General features: G+C 68.5%; 16 protein-coding genes and 3 pseudogenes. 9 read left to right on the top strand and 10 right to left on the bottom strand.

The genetic code is table 11. The features are described 5' to 3' along the window. Positions 1–11 precede the first annotated feature (11 nt). The 4 genes from AB0D27_RS26000 to AB0D27_RS25985 are packed head-to-tail and all read right to left on the bottom strand — an operon-like array spanning position 12 to position 2,942. Positions 12–611, bottom strand: coding sequence for an alcohol dehydrogenase catalytic domain-containing protein (locus AB0D27_RS26000; protein WP_362513267.1), 600 nt, complete (start codon positions 609–611; stop codon positions 12–14). Between the two features lie 38 nt (positions 612–649). Further along, entirely contained in the window at positions 650–1,534 is an 885-nt protein-coding gene (locus AB0D27_RS25995; protein WP_362513264.1) for an aldo/keto reductase, read from the bottom strand. Then, positions 1,534–1,737, bottom strand: a complete 204-nt coding sequence (locus tag AB0D27_RS25990; protein ID WP_362513261.1) for a hypothetical protein — start codon at positions 1,735–1,737, stop codon at positions 1,534–1,536. Before AB0D27_RS25990 ends, AB0D27_RS25995 begins: the two co-directional genes overlap by 1 nt. Further along, positions 1,713–2,942 carry an MFS transporter gene (locus AB0D27_RS25985; protein ID WP_362513258.1) on the bottom strand — a complete coding sequence of 410 codons (1,230 nt, stop codon included), beginning with the start codon at positions 2,940–2,942 and terminating at the stop codon, positions 1,713–1,715. Before AB0D27_RS25985 ends, AB0D27_RS25990 begins: the two co-directional genes overlap by 25 nt. A gap of 532 nt (positions 2,943–3,474) precedes the next feature. Between AB0D27_RS25985 and AB0D27_RS25980 the strand changes: the two genes are divergently transcribed. The 5 genes and pseudogenes from AB0D27_RS25980 (at position 3,475) to AB0D27_RS25960 (ending at position 8,325) form a co-directional block, all read left to right on the top strand. Continuing rightward, positions 3,475–4,389, top strand: a complete 915-nt coding sequence (locus AB0D27_RS25980) for a helix-turn-helix transcriptional regulator (protein WP_362513255.1) — start codon at positions 3,475–3,477, stop codon at positions 4,387–4,389. Between the two features lie 31 nt (positions 4,390–4,420). After that, entirely contained in the window at positions 4,421–5,440 is a 1,020-nt protein-coding gene (locus AB0D27_RS25975) for an aldo/keto reductase (protein WP_362513252.1), read from the top strand. 218 nt (positions 5,441–5,658) lie between these two features. Continuing rightward, positions 5,659–5,808: pseudogene (locus tag AB0D27_RS25970) on the top strand (transcriptional regulator); the annotation flags it as partial. 814 nt (positions 5,809–6,622) lie between these two features. Next, positions 6,623–6,979 carry a DUF6247 family protein gene (locus AB0D27_RS25965; protein ID WP_362513249.1) on the top strand — a complete coding sequence of 119 codons (357 nt, stop codon included), beginning with the start codon at positions 6,623–6,625 and terminating at the stop codon, positions 6,977–6,979. A gap of 362 nt (positions 6,980–7,341) precedes the next feature. Further along, positions 7,342–8,325 carry a phosphotransferase gene (locus AB0D27_RS25960; protein ID WP_362513246.1) on the top strand — a complete coding sequence of 328 codons (984 nt, stop codon included), beginning with the start codon at positions 7,342–7,344 and terminating at the stop codon, positions 8,323–8,325. 23 nt (positions 8,326–8,348) lie between these two features. On the opposite strand, the gene AB0D27_RS25955 is transcribed toward AB0D27_RS25960, so the two are convergent. Then, complete coding sequence (locus AB0D27_RS25955) at positions 8,349–8,822, bottom strand: transposase (RefSeq protein WP_362513243.1); 474 nt, start codon at positions 8,820–8,822, stop codon at positions 8,349–8,351. Between the two features lie 314 nt (positions 8,823–9,136). On the opposite strand from AB0D27_RS25955, the pseudogene AB0D27_RS25950 reads away from it, so the two are divergent. Then, a pseudogene (locus AB0D27_RS25950) lies at positions 9,137–9,318 on the top strand (DDE endonuclease); the annotation flags it as partial. 304 nt (positions 9,319–9,622) lie between these two features. Next, on the top strand, positions 9,623–10,597 hold the full coding sequence (locus tag AB0D27_RS25945; RefSeq protein WP_362513240.1) for a GNAT family N-acetyltransferase: 975 nt from the start codon (positions 9,623–9,625) through the stop codon (positions 10,595–10,597). A 738-nt stretch (positions 10,598–11,335) separates the two neighbouring features. Here the strand turns inward: AB0D27_RS25945 and AB0D27_RS25940 are convergent. Further along, on the bottom strand, positions 11,336–12,067 hold the full coding sequence (locus tag AB0D27_RS25940; RefSeq protein WP_362513237.1) for an alpha/beta hydrolase: 732 nt from the start codon (positions 12,065–12,067) through the stop codon (positions 11,336–11,338). A 602-nt stretch (positions 12,068–12,669) separates the two neighbouring features. On the opposite strand from AB0D27_RS25940, the gene AB0D27_RS25935 reads away from it, so the two are divergent. Then, positions 12,670–13,104: an alpha/beta fold hydrolase gene (locus tag AB0D27_RS25935; RefSeq protein ID WP_362513234.1), complete on the top strand. Its 435-nt coding sequence runs from the start codon at positions 12,670–12,672 to the stop codon at positions 13,102–13,104. Between the two features lie 70 nt (positions 13,105–13,174). Further along, positions 13,175–13,696 (top strand): annotated as a pseudogene (locus AB0D27_RS25930) (transposase family protein); the annotation flags it as partial. A gap of 174 nt (positions 13,697–13,870) precedes the next feature. On the opposite strand, the gene AB0D27_RS25925 reads toward AB0D27_RS25930, so the two are convergent. From AB0D27_RS25925 to AB0D27_RS25910, 4 genes are read right to left on the bottom strand one after another with little or no spacing between them, the layout of a single operon-like run. Beyond that, complete coding sequence (locus AB0D27_RS25925; protein WP_362513231.1) at positions 13,871–15,505, bottom strand: amidohydrolase; 1,635 nt, start codon at positions 15,503–15,505, stop codon at positions 13,871–13,873. A gap of 45 nt (positions 15,506–15,550) precedes the next feature. After that, positions 15,551–16,897 (bottom strand): amidohydrolase family protein, encoded by a 1,347-nt coding sequence (locus AB0D27_RS25920; RefSeq protein ID WP_362513228.1) that lies wholly within the window; start codon positions 16,895–16,897, stop codon positions 15,551–15,553. A 39-nt stretch (positions 16,898–16,936) separates the two neighbouring features. Continuing rightward, positions 16,937–17,908, bottom strand: a complete 972-nt coding sequence (locus AB0D27_RS25915; RefSeq protein WP_362513225.1) for an MBL fold metallo-hydrolase — start codon at positions 17,906–17,908, stop codon at positions 16,937–16,939. A gap of 20 nt (positions 17,909–17,928) precedes the next feature. Then, entirely contained in the window at positions 17,929–18,933 is a 1,005-nt protein-coding gene (locus AB0D27_RS25910; RefSeq protein ID WP_362513222.1) for a zinc-binding alcohol dehydrogenase family protein, read from the bottom strand. Positions 18,934–18,972 lie beyond the last annotated feature (39 nt).

Genomic DNA, 18,972 nt, shown 5'->3' with positions numbered 1-18,972 from the left:
AGGACGGTGGCTCAGGCCTTCAGTTCGGCGAAGGTCGCTCCGTCGATGACGAACCGGTAGCGGACGTCGGAGGCGAGGATCCGCTCGTAGGCGGTGTTGATGTCTGGGTAGACGGTGATGCCCGCGCACAGCAGCGGTGCCGCGGCGGCCGGGTCGAGGCTGTCGGGGACGCGGACGACGAAGTCCTCGGGTGCGACGATCGCCTCGGAGTAGCCGCCTTGGGTGTGAACGCCGGGCTCGGCCGGGTCGGGGCTGCCGAAGACCAGCGTGTGGCCGTTGAGGCAGTACTGCTCCTGACCGGCTCGGCAGTTCGCGCACTCGCGGCAGGAGTTGACCATGCAGCCGATGCCGACGAGGTCACCGACCTGGTGGCGGGTGACGTCGGACCCGGTCTCGGTGACACGGCCGACGATCTCGTGGCCGGGAACGAGCGGGCTGGTCGGCAGCGGGCCGAACTCGCCGCCGACGAAGTTCATGTCGGAATGGCAGATGCCGCAGTACAGGATGTCGAGCTTGACGTCGTGCGGGCCGACGTCGCGCCGCTCGATGGTGAGGGGGACGAGCGGCTGACGTACGTCGGGGGCGCCGAACGCCTTGACGGTGGTGGACACGGTGAATCCTTCGAGCGGAGCTGTGCTGAGGGGGCGAGTCAGGCTTCGGGGATGGCGCGGCCGTAGGCGGCGAGGGTGACGTTCTCGGGCTCGGGGCCGCCACGCCGACCGGTCTCCAACGCGTCCAGGGCGGCGAGCTCGTCTGCGGTGAGCTCGAAGTCGAAGACGTCGATGTTCTCGGCGATGCGGGCGCGCTTGGTGGACTTGGGGATGACCGAGCGGCCCCGCTGCAGACCCCAGCGCAGCAGCACCTGGGCGGGGCTCTTGCCGTGCGCCTCGGCGATGCGCGTGACGGCGGGGTCCTCGAGGACGCTCGTGCGGTCCTCGCCATAGCCCGGGTAGAAGGTGATCCCTCCGATCGGGGACCACGCCTGGTTGAGGATGTTGTGCTGGTCGTCGAAGTCGAGCACGGCGCGCTGCTGGAAGTAGGGGTGGATCTCCAGCTGGTTGACCGCCGGGACGACGGAGGTGGCGTCGAGCAGCGTGGTCAGGTGGTCGACCATGAAGTTGCTGACACCGATCGCGCGGACCTTGCCGTCAGCCAGCAGCTTCTCCAGGGCGCGGTAGGCGGCGAGGGTCTTGTCGAACTCGGACGGCAGAGCCTGGTGCAGGATCAGCAGGTCGATCCCGTCGACACCGAGCTTTGCAGCGCTCTTCTCGAAGCCGTGCAGGGTCTCGTTGTAGCCGTAGTCACTGATCCAGATCTTGGTCTCGATGAAGATCTCGTCGCGGGGCACACCGGCGTCGCGCAGTGCCTGGCCGACTTCGCGTTCGTTGCCGTAGGCGGCGGCGGTGTCGATGTGCCGGTAGCCGAGGTCGAGCGCTGCCCTGACGGCGGCCTGGGTCTCGTCGGGCGGAGTCTGGAAGACACCGAGTCCCAGGGCGGGCATCTTGACGCCGTTGTTGAGGGTGAGGGTCTGCATCACATAGTCCTTTCGTTGTGAGTAGCCCGTGCGGGCACGATGAGGGCGAGGACGGTCACGGCCGCCAACGCGAGCAGGACGGCGGAGCCGGTCAGGGCCGTTCCCGAGCGGGCCGCGATATCCGCGGCCGCGTGCCCGGTGGAGACGGAGGCGGCCACGGCGGTCAGGATGCTCAGGCTCAGTGCGCTGCCGATCTGGTGCACGGTGTTGACCAGGCCCGATCCGGCCCCGGCGTCCGCGGGGCCAGCGTCAGGCCCTGGCCGGCGCCGATGAGCACCATCGGTAGGGCCACGCCGGTCAGGTAGGGGGGTTGCAGGTCGAGGCGGCTGAGCCACGCCATGCCCAGCGTGGTCAGGACAACCCCGGTCAGGAGCACGGGCGGCCTGGCGACCCGTTCCAGCAGCCGGGGAACCTGGACGGCGAAGACGAAGTTGACCAGCGTCATCGGCAGGAACGCGAGGCCGGCCTGCAGCGGTGTCCAGTGGTAGACGCTCTGCACGAACTGGGCGGTGAAGAAGAACCCCATCATCGCGCCCATGTAGAGCATCCGGGCGAGGTAGGCGCCGGAGCGCTCCCGGCTGGCGAACAGCCGCAGCGGCACGAGCGGTTGCGCGGCCCGCCGCTCCACCTGGACGAACAGCCCGAGCATCACCACGCCAGCCACCAGCGGCACCAGGGTCAAGACAGCGGTCCAGCCGAAGTCGGCGGCCTCTACGATGCCGAGGACCAGTGCGGTCGAACCCAGTGTCGCCAGCACTGCCCCGGCGATGTCGAAGCGGCCTTGCCGGCGTTCGGTCCCGGGCAGGAACCGCAGGGCCAGCACCATCATCACGACGCCGACCGGGACGTTGAGGAAGAACCCCGCCCGCCAGGAGATCAGGTCGGCGACGAGACCTCCGACGACCAGCCCGAAAGCGGCGCCGAGACCGGCGACAGCGCTGTAGGCGGCCATCGCCCGGTTACGGGCCCGGCCCTCGGCGAAACTGCGCGTGAGCAGCGAGAGCGCGGAGGGGGCCAGGACCGCGGCGCTGATGCCCTGGATCGCGCGGGCGCCGATCAGCCACCACTGGGTCTGCGCGGCGCCCACCAGGAGCGAGGTCAGCGAGAAGACGACCAGGGAGAACAGGAACACCCTGCGGTGTCCGAACAGGTCACCAGCCCGGGCTCCCAGCAACAGCAGCCCGCCGAAGACCAGGACGTAGGCATTGGTGATCCAGGACAGGCCGGTCTCGGAGAACCCCATGTCGGAGCGAATCTGCGGCAGCCCGGTGAAGACGATCGAATTGTCGAGGATCACCATGAGGTAGCTGACGCAGATGATCGTAAGGATCAGCGTCGCGTGGACCGGAGTCCCCTCGGGTCGCCCCTCCGACGCAGGTGCCGACGCGCGCAGTGCGGTGGTGGTCATCGCGTCACCAGCCCCATCGTCAGCGTCGTTCTGCCGTCGGTTCCGGTGATTGTCCAGGCGGCGGACGATGCGCCGCCGAGGCGGGCAGAGGCGTCCACCGTGCTGACCACAGGCTGCCTGTTCACAGCCGCACCAGCACCTTGAGGGCCTTGCGCTTCCTTCAGGCGCGGGTCGGCGCCATGCCTGACGCGGGCATCGCCGACTGTGTACATGAGTGCTGCGCGCACGGTGTTCCTTGAGGTCGGTTTCATCGGGCCCACTCAGGACTCGCAGCCCTTGGCTTTCTCCAGGAAACCGCGGGCGGACGCGCAGGTGGGAGTCACTCCTTTTCCAGGTAATGGCAGTACCTCGCAGGCGCTCACCGACGGACCTACCGTGAGGGTGCAGGCCAGATCCACACCGCCCGAGCAAGAGGAGGTCCCAGTGCACTTGGCTGCCCACGCCGAAGCCTTCACTCATCCCACGTTCGACGCCGACCGGCCCGGGGACACGCCCGATGACGCATCGCCCATCAAGCTTCCTAGGTCCGACCATGACTGAGCGTGACAAGAAGAAGAACCTGGCCGCCGAGGTCCGCGAGTTCCTGAGCACCCGGCGCGCTCGGATCCCTCCGGAGCAGGCCGGGCTGCCAGTCTTCGGCGGGAAACGCCGGGTCGCAGGTCTGCGCCGTGAAGAGGTCGCTCTGCTGGCGGGCATGAGCGTGGACTACTACGTCCGGCTGGAGCGCGGAAACCTCAGTGGAGCCTCCGACTCGGTCCTCGAAGCCCTTGCGCACGCTTTGCAACTCGACGAGGCCGAGCGCACCCACCTCTACGACCTGGCCCGCGCGGCCACTCCCTCAGGCCAGCGGCCCACAGTGACCGCTTCCCGGGTGCGGCCCACGATCCTGCGGCTGCTCGACTCCATGACGGACGTACCGGCGTACGTCCGCAACGCCCGGTTCGACATCCTGGCCACCAACGGGCTGGGCCGCGCGCTGTACGCACCCGTTTTCGACTCACCGCTGTTCGCGCAGCGCGGTCCGGTCAACAGCGCCCGTTTCATGTTCCTGGACCCCGCGAGCACGGACTTCTGGGTCGACTGGGACAAGGGCGCCGACGACGCGGTGGCCTTCCTGCGGACCGAGACGGGCCGGGCACCGCACGACAAGGCGCTGACCGATCTGATCGGAGAGCTGACCACGAGGAGCAGCGACTTCGCCCGCCGGTGGGCCCGCCACGACGTGAAGTTCCACCGCTCCGGCGTGAAACACCTGCACCACCCGCTGGTCGGCGCTCTCGCCCTGCCCTACGAGGCGATGGAGCTGCCGGCCGACCCCGGCCTCCGGCTCAACTTCTATACCCCTGAACCGGACTCGCGAGAGCGGGAGGCACTCGGTCTCCTCGCCAGTTGGGCGAGCACCGGAACAGCCGTTTCCTCCAGCAACGACCGGCCAGGGAACGATTAAACAAACGGACACGAACGAGGAGAACAGCTTCATGCAGTACCGACCGCTCGGCCGCACCGGTGTGCAGGTCAGCCCCCTCTGCCTGGGCGCGATGATGTTCGGCCCCTGGGGCAACGAAGACGAGGCCGACTCGATCCGGATCATCCACCGAGCCCTTGATGCGGGCATCAACTTCATCGACACCGCCGACGTGTACTCCGCCGGCGTTTCAGAGGAGATCGTCGGCAAGGCGCTCAAGGGCCGCCGCGAGCACGTCTTCCTGGCCACCAAGTTCTTCATGCCGATGAGCCAGGACGACCCCAACCAGCGCGGAGGGTCGCGGCGCTGGATCATGCGCGCGATCGAGGACTCCCTGCGGCGCCTGGACACCGATCACATCGACCTCTACCAGGTTCACCGCCCCAGTCCGGACACCGACGTCGACGAGACCCTCGGCGCCCTCTCCGACCTCGTACAGCAGGGCAAGGTCCGCTACATCGGCTCCTCGTCCTACTCAGGCTCCCAGATCGTCGAGGCCCAGTGGGCTTCCCGGGAGCGGCGTCTGGAGCGGTTCGTGACCGAGCAGCCGCCGTACTCGATCCTGGTCCGCGGCATCGAGGAAGACGTGCTGCCCACCGTGCGCCGCCACGGCATGGGCACCCTCACCTACAGCCCGCTCGCCGGAGGCTGGCTTTCGGGCCGCTATCGCAAGGACAACACCCCCGCCCCGGCCTCCACGGCGCGCCCCGCGGCCCGCTTCGACATGACCAGCCCCGCCAACCAGCGCAAGCTCGACGCTGTCGAACAGCTTGCGGTCCTGGCGGAGAAGGCCGGCCTCACCCTGATCGAGCTGGCCGTCGCCTTCGTCATCAACCATCCGGGCGTCACCTCCGCGATCATCGGCCCGCGCACCATGGAGCAACTGGAGGCATTCCTGCCTGCCGCCGATGTCACCCTCGCGGCCGACGTCCTTGACCGCATCGACGAGATCGTGGCACCCGGGGTGACCGTCAACCGCGCCGACAACAGCTACGGCGACTTCGAACTGCGCGCCGACCAACGCCGACGCTGACATAGGCCATGCCGAGCGCATCAGACGGCCGACGTCATGTCGACCAGCGCGAGGGACACTGCTCTCGGCCGCCACGGCCCCGCCCAACACCGCTGCGTCGACGGCCGTGGCCTCCGGCGGGGCATCGCCTCGGGGCAGCTTCCAGCGAAACATGGCCACCGCACCGGCCTCGCTGGCGCATTGGCCTTCTCGGGCCGGGCGTCAGTGCACGATCAGGACTCTCACTCGACTGGGACACCCTCACCGCCAGCACCGCCCCCGACCAACAGGTCGTCAGCTGGGCGGCCCCCGCAAACAGCGTCACCCACGACCGCCTGCGCATCCTCGCCTCCTGGGCCTCTGACCGCCCTCACTCCGCCGCCCCTTAGTGGGCGTTTGATGTAGGTGGATTGCCCTTTATCTACTAGTACGTTCCTCGCCAGTTCGTCTCATTAAACGTTAAGTGCGCCGGTCAGGGCGTTGCCACAGCCGGCGCCGCCATGGCCTCGGCCCGTCCCGCTCCTAGCGGAAGTCTCCTGCGAGCCAAGCCAGGAGGCGCGACCTGTCGGCACAGCCCTGAAGTCTGTCGGCCGCCAGGTAGTCGCTGTACCGCACGGGCACCGCCGACACCTCGCACCGTGAGGGCACGACGGGCTGTCCCAGATACCAGCCGGTTGCGAATACGGCAGCCAGGACGGCGGCGGCTACTAGGCGGCGCTGGGCGAACCATGCGGGTCTTGGTATGCGCATGACCAGGGAGCCTACGGCCCTGGTGACGAGCGGCGGCTCGCGAATGTCACAATCACCCTGCCGAAGGCCGCAACAGGCAGTGATCTGTCCATTCGTTTTAGTGAACGACCAATCGAAAGCGGCGACGATGCACGCAGTGCATCCCGGACAGTGAGCTGCCGCAGTAAGACCGTGTCCTACGTGGTGAGGCGGACGAGGAGGCGGGCTGCCCGCGCCCGTAGCGGACTGGCACCTTGCTCGCCAGGACCCGCGCTACGCCCTCATCCGCCGGGAGATCGTAGGACTCGAAACCGTGAAAGGGGCGATGGCCCTCTCCTACCCGCTCCAGGAGCTTCTGGCCCTTCGCGTGATGTCGGCCCTCTGGGTTGGTGAACTCCGCCGTGAGGAACGCCAGCACCGAGGGCCAACACACAGACCGGCGTCGGCTGACGCCCACTGGAAAGGGATCACCCCATGTCCGTCCTCACCACCCCGCACCGCGCGTACGGTGGCGATACGACCCTGGAGGAGCCGATGAGCGCGCAGCCCGAAGAAGCCCCCACTGCGCCGGCCCCGGCCGCCGCCGCCCAGCTGCTCGCCCAACTCCGCGCCGACCGCCGCGCCGACACGTGGGTGCCCGCGTTCGAGCAGGACTGGGCGCGCGCCCTGGACGACGCCCGGCACAGCTACAGCCTCGCCCCGGTCCACGACGTCGTCCGTACTTGGCGGGCCCGGCTCGCTGCCCCTCCGGCCGTCGACGCGTTCCTCGCCGGCGGCTGCGACGACTCCGACGGCATCGACCTGGACCAGGTCCTCGGGGCCCGTACGTGAGCGATCTGCCGCCCTGGACTGCACGCCTGTCGGCCCAGGCAGCAGGCACCGTTGGCGAGTTGTCCGACCATGCCCGCGAGATGCTCCGGAACGTCCTGGACATCGCCGGGCGCGACCCGTGGTCCTTCCCCGCCCTTCGACGCCCGCGACCCCGAAGGCGAGCACGTCCGCGCCGCCTCGGTCGGACAGCTCACCGCGGTCTACTGGATCAACCGCTCGGCTGGATGCCTGTACGTCGTGGACGTCGTGGCTTGGCTGACTCACCCTGAAAGCAACAGCGGCCCGTCCTCGGCATTCGAACGACACTGTTGGCGGATTCAGTTCACGCGATGCGTTCGCCGGGAGACGGATAGCCTGCCTCAATGGTTTCGTGCGAGGGGGCCGATGGCATCGGCGCGGATCTTGACAGTCAGGGCTGGGGTGCCACGCGCTCCTGGGTGGAGAAAGGGCTATCCGAGGCGGAGCGCATCGAAAAGGTTGTGCGACTGCGCGGCGGCTGGACGTCGGAGATGCGCCGCCTGGACCTCTGTGGTCCGGGTGGTCGGCGCTCACTCGTCCTGCGGTCCTTCGTCAAGCCTTTCTTCGTTCGGCACGCGGAGGGCCTGCTGACCCGTGAGGCGACTATCCTGCGCCTGCTCGGTGACACGGACGTGCCCGCGGCCACACTCGCGGCGGTGGATGCGACGGCGCAGTACTGCGATCACCCCTCCTTGCTGATGTCCCTGCTGCCGGGGACCGTGCGCCTGGGCGATCAGGGTGCTGATGACCGCGCTGAACAGCTGGCCCGGCAACTGGTGCGTGTCCATCAGCTGCCGGTGACCACGCAACAACGGCCTCGCACCTACCAGGCCTGGGCCTCTCCCGAGCGAGTGACTCTGCCCGCAGCCACCGAGCGGCCTGAGCTCTGGCGGCGGGCCGTCGACGTCATCCGCCGGGAGCCCCCGGCCTATCAGGGTTGCTTCCTGCACCGGGACTTCCATCCCGGCAACGTCCTCTTCACAGGCACCGACGATGATCTTCAGATCAGTGGTGTCGTCGACTGGGTGGAGACATCCTGGGGGCCGGCTGACTTGGACGTGGCCCATTGCTCGACGGCCCTCGCCCTGCTGCACGGGATTCCCGCAGGCATGCGCTTCGCCGATCGCTACGTCGCTGCGGGAGGAACCTTGGCCGAAGAGGGCACCGCCCATCTCTACTGGCGGCTGCTGGACGCGCTGGGATTCGCTCCGGACGCGGAGAAGGTCGCTGTCCCCTGGCGTGAACTGGGCCGCGTCGATCTGACAGCCAGTGTCCTGGCTCAAAGGCTGGAGGGATACATTGAGTCCCTTTTCAGCCGCTATGCCTGAACCGTCGCCGCTGGGGCGAACGCCTACGAGCAGGAGTTCTGCGCAGTGGGCCGGAGGGCTGCCAGATGACAAACGCGCGTCCGGGCCCGCGGAGTGTTGATCCACCAGGCGTTGAGGCGGTGGAAATTCATAGCGGTGGCCGTGAGTTGGTGTTGCAGTCGGGCCTTGGCCAGACCGTGATAGCGGCATCGCCGCAGGCCGAAGGCTCGAACACCTTGGGAGATCGTGCCTTCGACACCGGCCCGGTGTGCGTGCTGTTCCTTCCACTCCTTGGTTTCTTCCTGGGTCCGTGCCCGCTGAATCACCTCATACTCCGCTTGCGGGCGGAAGGTGATCCGACGGCCCATGTCCGACTTGTTGTTGGGGCGGGTGCACTGCTCTCGGGTCTTGCAGGGACGGCAGGCAGCCGTCGGAAACCGTGCCCGGACCACCGCTGCCCCTTCCTGGCAGCGGTCTTCGGCCCAACGGCTGCTGGTCGCGCCGTTGGGACAGGTCACCTGCCGGTTCTCCCAGTCGATGGCGAAGTCCGCCTGGGAGAAGCCGCCGTCATTGGTCTGCCAGCTCGTGGACGCGAGAATCGGGCCACCAAGTTGACTTTGTGATTCCTGCGGGCGGTGACCACATCCCTGGCTGTGGCGTAGCCCGCCTCGACCAGGTGGCGGTCGGGCAGGAGGTCGCGCTCGGCGAGGTGGGCATGGATCGGGGCGACCACCCGCACGTCCTGGACAGTGGAGTCGGTCGTGGCGACGTGTGTGATCAGGTTCGGGCTGTCCGGCTCGCAGGTCTCGGTGAGGTGGACCTTGTAGCCGTCCCAGACGACCCGGTCGAGGGCATCTGGTCCGTCCTGCGACGCACACCGTGGCCAATCGTGCCTTCGCCGACCCCGATGACTTGATCACTGCCGTACGACGCGGCCTCCGCCAGCTCCAGTACCGCCACGACGTCCTCGACGGCTGCCTCACCGGCACCGGCCTCCGACGCCAGCCACCATGACGACATCACGCATTTAAGGTCAGTAGCCATGGCGGGCTTCGATAGTTCGCTGGGCGAACTTGTCGACGGCGGTGATAACCATGGCGGGGCGAGGCGGTAGAGCCGGCACAGTCGGCGCTCCTCCGGCTCCTCGGAGGCGCCCGGCGGACCGGGGCCCAGCGGGTCGTCGATCGGCAGGAAGACGGGGCCGCCCGGTCGTCGGGGAACGCGGCCGCTCGATCCTTGAGGTACCGCCGGACCTGTCGCTTCGCCCGCAGCGCACGTCCGTGGTGCGATGGAACTGGGGGCGGAAAGGAGAGCGATCATGCCCGCAGTGAAGCGAACGAGTGTCGCCGCCTCGGTGTCGGTCCGCCCGCTGGTTGAGCCGGACCTGGATCGGGCCGACGAGATCTTCAGGGTCGCCTTCGGAACCTTCCTCGGGGCCCCTGAGCCGGAGACGTTCTTCGGGACCGCCGACTATGTCCGCACCCGCTGGGCGGCAGATCCACACGCGGCCTTCGCAGCGACCGTCGAGGGCGAGGTCGTCGGATCGAACTTCGCCGCCAACTGGGGCAGCGTCGGGTTCTTCGGCCCGCTGACCGTACGTCCGGATCTGTGGGACCAGGGCATCGGCAGGCGCCTCATGGAACCGGTCATGGCCTGCTTCGACACCTGGGAGAACCGCCACCTCGGCCTGTTCACCTTCTCGCACAGTCCCAAGCACCTCGAGCTCTACCGCCGGTACGGTTTCTGGCCCCGATTCCTTACAGCCATCATGAAGAAACAGGTCGCCGTCAGTGCCGCAGTCCCCGGCCGAGTGCTGTATGGCGAGCTGACCGCCGCTGAGCGGCCCGACGCACTGAGCCTCAGTCGCGTACTGACGGGGGCCGTGTACGAGGGCCTGAGCTTGGAGCGCGAGATCATGGCCACACAGGCGCAGGGGCTCGGTGACACCATCCTCCTCGAGGGCGCCGACTCCGACCTCGACGGTCTGGCTGTCTGCCACTGCGGAGCGGGGTCGGAGGCCGGTGAGGACGTGTGCTTCGTCAAATTCGGCGCCGTACGCCCTGGCCCGGACGCCGCGGACCGGTTCGAACGACTGCTGAATGCGTGCGAGCAGCTGGCCACTGAGAAGGGACTGGGGCAACTGGACGCCGGAATGAACCTGGCCCGCCAGGATGCCTACCGGCGCATGGTCGACCGCGGTTTCCGTACCTGGCTGCAAGGCGTGACCATGCACAAGCCCAACGAACCTGGCTACAGCCACCCAGACGCCTACGTGATCGACGACTGGCGCTGAGTCCACCGCCATACTCGGCTTCGGGGAAGACCCGATGCCGTCAGGAGACGACTGACACGAGGACTCCACGCTGAACGACCTGCCGCCACATCGCGGGCCACACAGGAGCGGACCCACCGCGTGATCGCCGAGTGCCGCAGCATGTGCGGCCGGGCGCGGAACCCCGCACGACTGGCGAGCCGCTTGAACAGCTCATACGTGCTGGGGTACTTAGCGAGACCGGCGGCTGCGGAGTGACGGGAGTGATGGTGAACCGCCCTGAGCGAGCAGGAGGATTGGGTGTGCCCCGTCTTGGTCCGCCCTCGGCGCAGAGAGACTGAGCCGACTGGTCGTCGGCAGCCGGGTGCGCGCGGGGCTCGCCGTGCCTGCGCGTCGACGTCTCCCCACATCACCGACTGCGGTCGGACGCAACGATTTCGCCGTGTCTCGTTCAACGTGCGGGAGCACGCCGATGAAGACAAGGCATCGGCCGGGCACCGCGACGAAGCCCTGATGCGTCCGCACAGCATGCACAAGGGGATCAAATGGCTTTGTTCACGAGAACCGGCAGCACATGGACACGAGAGCACTCGAAGCACTGCAGAAATCGAACTGTTCATGGCTTCGGGCAGCGTGGGCCCCTGCCGAGTTGACAGGGGCCCACGGTACACACAGCAGAGGAGCGCCGGGACCTTCCCTCGACGAGCAGCATTCTGGTCAGCGCGGCTTACCGTCTGCTGGTGGCCTGACGGCCCGGCTTCACTTCAGGTGCCGGGTGAAGAACTGGGCCGCGGCGTCCCCTGCGAACTGCGGGACGCCGGTGTGCCCGCCGAGATTGGCGTGCAGGGTTTTCTCCTTGGTGCCGAAGGCGTCGAACAGGTCCAGGGCCGCCTGCCGGTCGTTCCCTTCGTCGTCCCACTGCAGCAGGACGTGCAGCGGAATGGTGACCTGGCGGGCCTCCTCGAACATGGCGCGAGGTACGAAACTCCCGGCGAACAGAACGGCGGCCGAGATGCGCGGCTCGACCACCGCCAGCCGGATCCCGATGGAGATCACTCCCCCCGAGTACCCGACCGGGCCGCCGATCTCGGGCAGCGAAAGGAGGGCGTCCAGGGCGGCCTGCCATTCCGGGACCGCCTTTTCGACGAGCGGGAGGATGAGGGCGTCGATGATCTCGTCGTCGACCGGCTCGCCGGCCTCCAGCGCCCGGCGCAGGTCGGCGCGGGCCTGCTCGGCGGCGGCCCAACGGGGCCGTTCACCGCTGCCGGGGAGCTCGATGGTGGCCGAGGCGAAGCCCTCCGTCGCAGAGTGCCGGGCCCGCCCCGCCAGCCGGGGGTACATCTTGTGCAGTCCGCCGGGGTGGCCGAGCAGGATCAGCGGCGCCGGTGCCGACGCGGACGCGGGCGTCCACAGGGTGCCGGGGATCTCGCCGAGGGTGAATTCGCGCTCGAGGACACCGTCGTCGAGACGCTGTTCAGAAGTGAAACGCATGGTCGTGCCTTTCGGGAGTGCACTGAACGGCGCTCCCGGACGACCTACCGCCCGACCGTGACCCCGGAGGGGAGCACCCATGTCGATACTGCGTTCACGGGTACCACCTCCTCAATCTCTCGCACGGCCTCCGGAAACGTAGCAGTGGTCACGATGGTCCGCCAAACGGGTTTTTGCGCGAGGTCCGTGGCCGGATGCCAAGGAGTCGAAACACAACGCAGAGCTCCTTGGGGCCTCATCGCGGCTTCTCGTGCCTAGGCCCTGCGACGGCGGGGCGTGCTGGGGGGCGATGTCGTTTCTCATGAACATCGAACACGACGCGCCGTCGACGCCTCCCAATCTCATGTACCGGTGCAGTCGGTCCTGCGCCAGACCGTCCTTCTCGGTCTCGCGGTCCTACCCGTCCGCAATCGAGTCAACGCTGAACAGCGGCCGCACGACCGAGGGGCAGTAGCCCATCACAGTCGCAGGGCACCAACGACGTGGTCGGCTGATCGGGGTGAGGGCCGTGTGGCTGGAGGATCCGGGGTGCTGACTGGGGATGGTGGTTCGGCCGCTGGTGAACGCCGGTCTCCGGCAGGGCCTTTCCGCATACTCCGGACATGGTTGAGCACCGTTCGCTCGACGTGGGAGGGGTCCTGCTGGCCTATCAGGCGTCGGGTCCGCTGGATGCTCCACCGCTCGTCCTGTTGCACGCGTTGGGCGAGGACGCCACCGGCTGGGACGCGGTGGCGCCCGTCTTCACCCGCAGCCGACGCGTGTACGCCCTCGATCTTCGCGGTCACGGCCGAAGCGATTGGCCGGGGAACTACTCCTTCGAACTCATGCGGGCCGATGTGCTCCGGTTCCTGGACGCACCCGGCTGCCGCATGCCGCGCTCGCCGAGTCGTACTGGGCGGATCGCTCCAGGGTCACCGAGGCCATCGGAGAGGTCCGCTCGCTGCTCGCCAACCGCGGCTTGGCCGTCCCGGACCGGCCCGGTCTGCGGCTGCGGACGCCGGCTGACGACTTCGCCCACGCCAACGCCGAGGACCTGAAGCTTCGGATCGACGGCACCGAGACCCAGGTCCGGCGCCGAAGACCCACCAGCCCGGGCGGTGCGCGTTCGCGTCCGGGAAGGAGAGGCACACCACCATGAAGACCATCACGATTGGCGACGGCCAGGGCCGCACTCTGTGGTCCGGGGACGACCCGCCCGGCCGGATGCACGATCAGACTGCCATGCGGACCGAGGGCACCGCCGAGCAACTCCGCCTCTGTCCAGACGTCGAAGCCGAGGTCGACGAAGGCTACCGGGGTCTGGACAACGAGTTGCCCGGCCAGGTCACCGCGCCGCCGAAGAGGCCGAAGGACGGCGCGGTACTCGGCGAGCAGTACGCGTGGCGTGAGCAACGGCGCCACCAGTCTTCCGCGCGGATCTGCGTCGAGCACGCCAACGCCGAGCACGGTTCATCAGCCGGGTCATGGGCGGCCAACACCTGGAGCGTCTCCAGCAGTTGTGCCCGGTCGCCGATCGGTCAGGGCTGTCGATGGCCCAGTTGGTCATCGCCTGGGTGCTGCGCCAGGAGGGCGTCTCGTCGACCGTTCCTGCCTGGTCCCGATCCGCCTGGTCCCAGGCCGGGCTGTTGAGGACCACGTCGCGATGGTCCGGCCTTCCTCGAAGGTTCGATCACGCGTGGCGGCGACCGGCGGTCAGCGTGACCTGTTCGGCGACGATGCAGCGGGAGCCGAGATGGATGCGCCGTCGAGTTCGAGCAGATCCAGCAGTCCATGTCCCGATGCCACATGCCGTGAAGAGGGCCGTCAGGCGACGGTTCCGGTGGTGTGCACGATCTCGCCCCCCACCACGGTGAGCTCGGAGCGGATCCACGGAATGCGGTCCTCCGGCACGGCGAAGTAGTCCTCACTGAGCACGGCGAAGTCGGCGTGCGCGCCTGGTAGGAGACGCCCGCGGCTGTTTTCCTCGAAGCTGAGCCACGCACTGCCCGCGGTGTAGCACTCCAGCGCACGCTCCCGGGACATCCGGTGGCGGGCGGCGCGCCGTACGACGCCGTCCGCGGACTTCCCGGCGATCAGCCACCACAGCGACAACCAGGGATTGTGGGAGGAGGCGCGGGTGGCGTCTGTCCCGGCCGCCAGGGGAATCCCCGCGGCGATCATGTCCGCGAGGCGCGGGGTTTCACTCATCGAGCCGTCGCCCCAGGCCGCCTCCGAAAAGCCGGCCTTGAACACCTGGTGGTCGTCCAGCACCACGCCCACGCCCAATGCGGCGAGCCGGCGCAGGTTGCGCGGGCTGACGCGGTCGGCGTGGGACAGCGAGAACCGCAGCCCGTTCAGCGGGATCCGCTCGTTCACCGCTTCCCAGCAGGTGAGGATCCGGTCGATCGACTCGTCGAGCACCGCATGGATGTTCACCGGCCAACCCTGTTCGGCAGCGCGGAAGGAGATCCGCTGGAGCTCCTTGGCAGCGTCGTCGGAGATCGAGAACTCCTCGAGCCCTTCGAAGTCGTGGCAGCCGTAGTGCACCACCTCACCGATGCCGAGGAACCGCAGCAGCGGGTCCCCGAACCGGGGCGGAGTGTGCCGCATCCACTCCTCCAACTGCTGGTATTCCTGCCCGGGGTCTGCTGCGGACAACTGCAGCCGCATGCGCATCGACAGACGGCCGTCGCGCCAGAGAGCGAACAGCGGTTCGTACCGTTCCGGCGGCATGCCGAATCCGCCGGCGTCGACGATTCCGGTCAGCCCGAGCGCGTGCAGGTCGGCGAGCATCGCCGCGGTGGAGCGTCGTTCCCGGTCCGGTGAGAGGGGTGGAATCGCGCCCAGGATCCGGTTGAACGCGCCCATACCGAACACCCGGCCGGTGAGCTCGCCGGTCGCCGGGTTCCGCTCGAGGTGTCCGCCGGACGGATCGGGGGTGGTGGCGTCGATACCGACCGCGCGCAGCGCCGCCGAGTTGAGCACCGCGACCTCGTAGAGCGCCTGCACGTACACCGGATGGTCCGGCGCGAGTGCGTCCAGTTCGGCTCGGGTGGGCTCTCGCGATTCGGCGAACTGGCAGGGATGCCACCCGCCGACGACCCGGATCCATTCCCCCGGGCGTGCCCCCTCGATCGCGGCGCGAATCGTTGCCAGCGCCGTCCCGAGGTCGGGCAGGTCCGTCCATCGGACTTCGCTCGCCCAGGTCGCGCCCCCGCGCACGGCGTGCATGTGACCGTCGATCAGGCCCGGTATCACCCGGGCGCCGTGGAGGTCGACCACGGTCGAACGCCGGCCGGCCGCCGCGCGGATCTCGGCGTCGCTGCCGTACGCCACTACTCTGCCGTCGCGCACCGCCAGTGCGGTTGGTTCGGGTCCGTCTCGTCGCACACCGCCCGGCCAGACCAGTCCGTTGAGGAAGATGTGGTCGGCGTGTGCGGTGCCGGGTGAAGTGCCCATCAAAACAACCTCGTTGTTGTCGTTCGTGTGTCGCCTGGGTACGGGTCAGGCGCGAGGCCGGGCCGTGGTGGCGCCGGGACCGGACCAGGACTCAAGCAGTCGGTCCCGGGAATGGCGGGCGCGCTCCCGGAGGGCCCGCAGGTCGTGCCCTGCTATCCGTCCGCCTTGTTTGACCACCCGGCCTGCGATCAGCACCGTGTCGACGTTCTCGTTGTCCGCGAGGGTGATCGCCGCGGACAGGTTGTTCACGGGTGACAGGTTCGGCCGGTCGGTGTCGAGGAGGATGATGTCGGCCTGCTTGCCCGGGGTCAGCGACCCGATCCTGCCGTCCAGGCCGAGCGTGCGCGCGCCTTCGATCGTGGCCATGCGGACCACGTCCCGGGTGCTGATCGTCAGCTCCGGCAGCGTCTCGCCCCGGGAGAGCGCGGCATGGTGCTGCCAGCCGCGCTCGGCCTCGAGCGTGCCACGCATCTCGGCGAACAGGCTGCCACCCACCCCGGAGACGACATCGATGCTCAAGCTCGGCACCACCCCGGCCGCGCAGAGCCGCCCCGTTGCCGGATAGCCGTGCCCCATCTGCATCTCCACCCGCGGCGAGATGGCGGCATGTCCTCCGGTGTCGGCGATCAGCCGCAGTTCGGCGTCCGTGCAGGTATTGCAGTGGACATAGATCAAATCGGGGCCGAGCAGGCCGCGTCGGTGCAGTTCGGTGATCGAGCGCTGGGCGCCGAGCGCGCCGACGCCCACATGCATCGAGGCGCGGATGCCCAGTTTGCGGGCCAGTTCGAGGTCGGCCAGCGTGTCCTCGACCGGTCCGAACTCCGGACCCATGCTGGCCAGCGCGAACGTGACCAGCCCGGCGTCGGAGGAGAAATAGCGCTCGCCCACCCGGATCACGTCGCGGGCGTACCAGTCGGCGGGGGGTCCTCCGGGGTTTCCGTAGCCGAACACCGCCCGGACGCCGGACTCCTGCAGCCCGCGCACCGCCTCGTCGGCGTGATCCGGGCTGCGCATGATGTGTGCCCAGTCCATGACGGTGGTGACGCCGGCGTCGATGGCCTCGATCGCGCCGAGCAGTTCGGCCACGTGCACGTCCTCCGGGGAGAACTTCGGGCCGAGTTCCAGCAGCATGTGGTCGATGTACTGGCCGAGGGTCCAGTCCGCCGCGATCTGCCGCAACGCCGCCTGCCACAGATGCCGGTGAGTGTCGATCAGCCCTGGCAGCACGATGCGGCCGGTGGCGTCGATGACGCGCGCGTCCGCCGCGGGAATGTGCTCGTCGACGGCCAGGATCGTGTCGCCCTCCACCAGCACGTCACCGCACGGGAGTTCCCCGATGCCGGGGTCGACGCTGTAGACGGTGCCACCCTTGATGAGGGTTTTGTGTGTCATCGTTGACCTCTGGTGTTCGTTGCTCGTACGGCTGTGGCGTCATCGCCAGGTGCGGGTGTCGGGTGGCACGTCGCCGATCGTGAGTACGGTGCCTGCGGTGACGATTTCGAAGGCGTCCGGGATGAGATCGGCGACGGCCTTCTTGAGCGGGAATCCGCTGCAGTGCATGGGAGCAACCAGCCGCGGCTCGTAGGCGGCGAGTGCTTTCGCGGTGTTGTCGATCCGGTTGGCGCTGATGCCGGGGTGGCCGGTGTGGAACCCGCCGAGGACGCCGTAGAGCGTGTCGGTGCCGCTGAGGGCCCGCATGTGGTCGATCGAACTGACGACGCCGCGGTGCCCGCACGGGTCGATCACGATCAGCCCGTGGCCCTCGACGTCGATGCCGAGTACCTGGTGGTCGTTGATGTCGTCCGCCTCGACGCGGCCGTCCGCGTGGACGCAGAGCCGCCCCGAGGGGGCTTCGAACTCGAAGTCGGCGGTGGTCTGCATCTCGCCCGAGGTGAACAGGCCAGGACCGAGCGGGACGGAGTCGCGCGCTTCCATGAGGTGCCCGCCCGCTCCCCGAATTCCCTCCCGGGTCAGCCCGATATTGATCATCGGGAGGGTGGTGTGCGGCTTGACGATCATCCGCGGGTCGAACGCGTCGGGGTGTGCGATCACCGGGGTCGGATGGCCGATCGCCTCGACCACTCCATTGATGCCGCCGAAGTGGTCGGGGTGGCCGTGGCTGAGCACCACCGCCTCCACGTCGTGCAGGTCCACACCGAGCCGTTGTGCGTTGTGCAGAACCACTTCGGCGGTCAGTCCGGCGTCGAACAGAATCGTCGTGGAGCCGCCCTCGGTGAACGTCTCTACCAGGTAGCACAGCCCGTTCTCGGCGAGCAGTTCGCCGTACCGGGCGTTGAAGTGCTGATCCATGTTGTAACGGCGCACCCGTGGGGTCGAGGGCAGGAGGATGTCGATGAAGTTCTCGTCGAGAACGGTGATACGGGCGCCTGCGCAGCGTGTCATGGTGTCGCCTTTCTCGGTGGTCAGGGACGGCCTTCTGGAACGATGACGACGCGACCGGACACCTGGTCCGCCACCGCGGAATAGGCCTTGTGGCCCTCGTCGAGGCCGAATTGGTGCGCGACCGGCAGCGGCCGGAAGTCGCCTCGTTCGAAGTAGGGGGTGAGCAGGGTCAGGCGCTCGGCGGACTCGGAGACGTCGAGCTTGCGGCTGTCGGCACCCAGCATCCGAGCCTCGCGGTGGTAGAAGTCCGGCAGGTTGATCTCCACTGTTTTCGTGCCGACCGCGCTGATCACCACCAGCCTGCCCCGCTGGGCCAGCGAGGCGAGGGCCGCCGCGGTGGTGACCCCGCCGACGGCGTCGTAGACGACTTCGGCTCCCCGGCCGCCGGTGTGCGCCAGCAAGGCGTCGGCCACCTCGGCCGAGTCGGGGCTGAAGGGCGAGCCGGCGGTGAAGGGAACGAACGCGTCGATGATCTCCGCCGCCGGGGTGCCATCTGCGGGGGCGACCAGGTCGACGCCGAGCACCCGGGCCCCGTGAGCCCGGGCGATCTGGGCGACGGCGCCGCCCACCCCGCCGGAAATGCCGAACACCACGACGGTCTCACCCTGCTTCAGGTGTGCGATCTCGACGGCACCGAGCCAGCCGATCACGAAGTTGACCCCGACCGCCGAGGCCTCCTCGAAGCTCAACTGGGCCGGTTTGCGGGCGAGCGCGGTGACCGGCACGCGGATGTACTCCGCGTGGGAGCCGTCCAGGGTGAAGCCGACGTCGCCGCCGGTGCCCCACACCTCCGCGCCGCGCCACTGCCGTGGACCGTCGACGACGACGCCGGCGAAGTCACGGCCGGGCACGCGGGGCAGCACGGTGCCTTCCATGATGCCGGCGACGTTCTTCAGATCGGAGGGGTTGACCGAGGCGGCGCGGACGGCGACCACGGCTGTGTTCTCGGTGGCGAGGGGGTCGGGCAGTTCGGCGACCCGCAGGACCTCGGGACCGCCGTACTGGTCGAAACGTAGCGCGCGCACGTTGGTGTCCTTTCTGGGGCTGGGCTGATGCTCAGTGGG

The organism is Streptomyces sp. NPDC048415, from assembly GCF_040651675.1.
Taxonomy (GTDB): Bacteria; Actinomycetota; Actinomycetes; order Streptomycetales; family Streptomycetaceae; genus Streptomyces.
The sequence above is the reverse complement of the archived record's forward strand: the minus strand, read 5'-3'. Positions and strand labels throughout refer to the sequence as shown.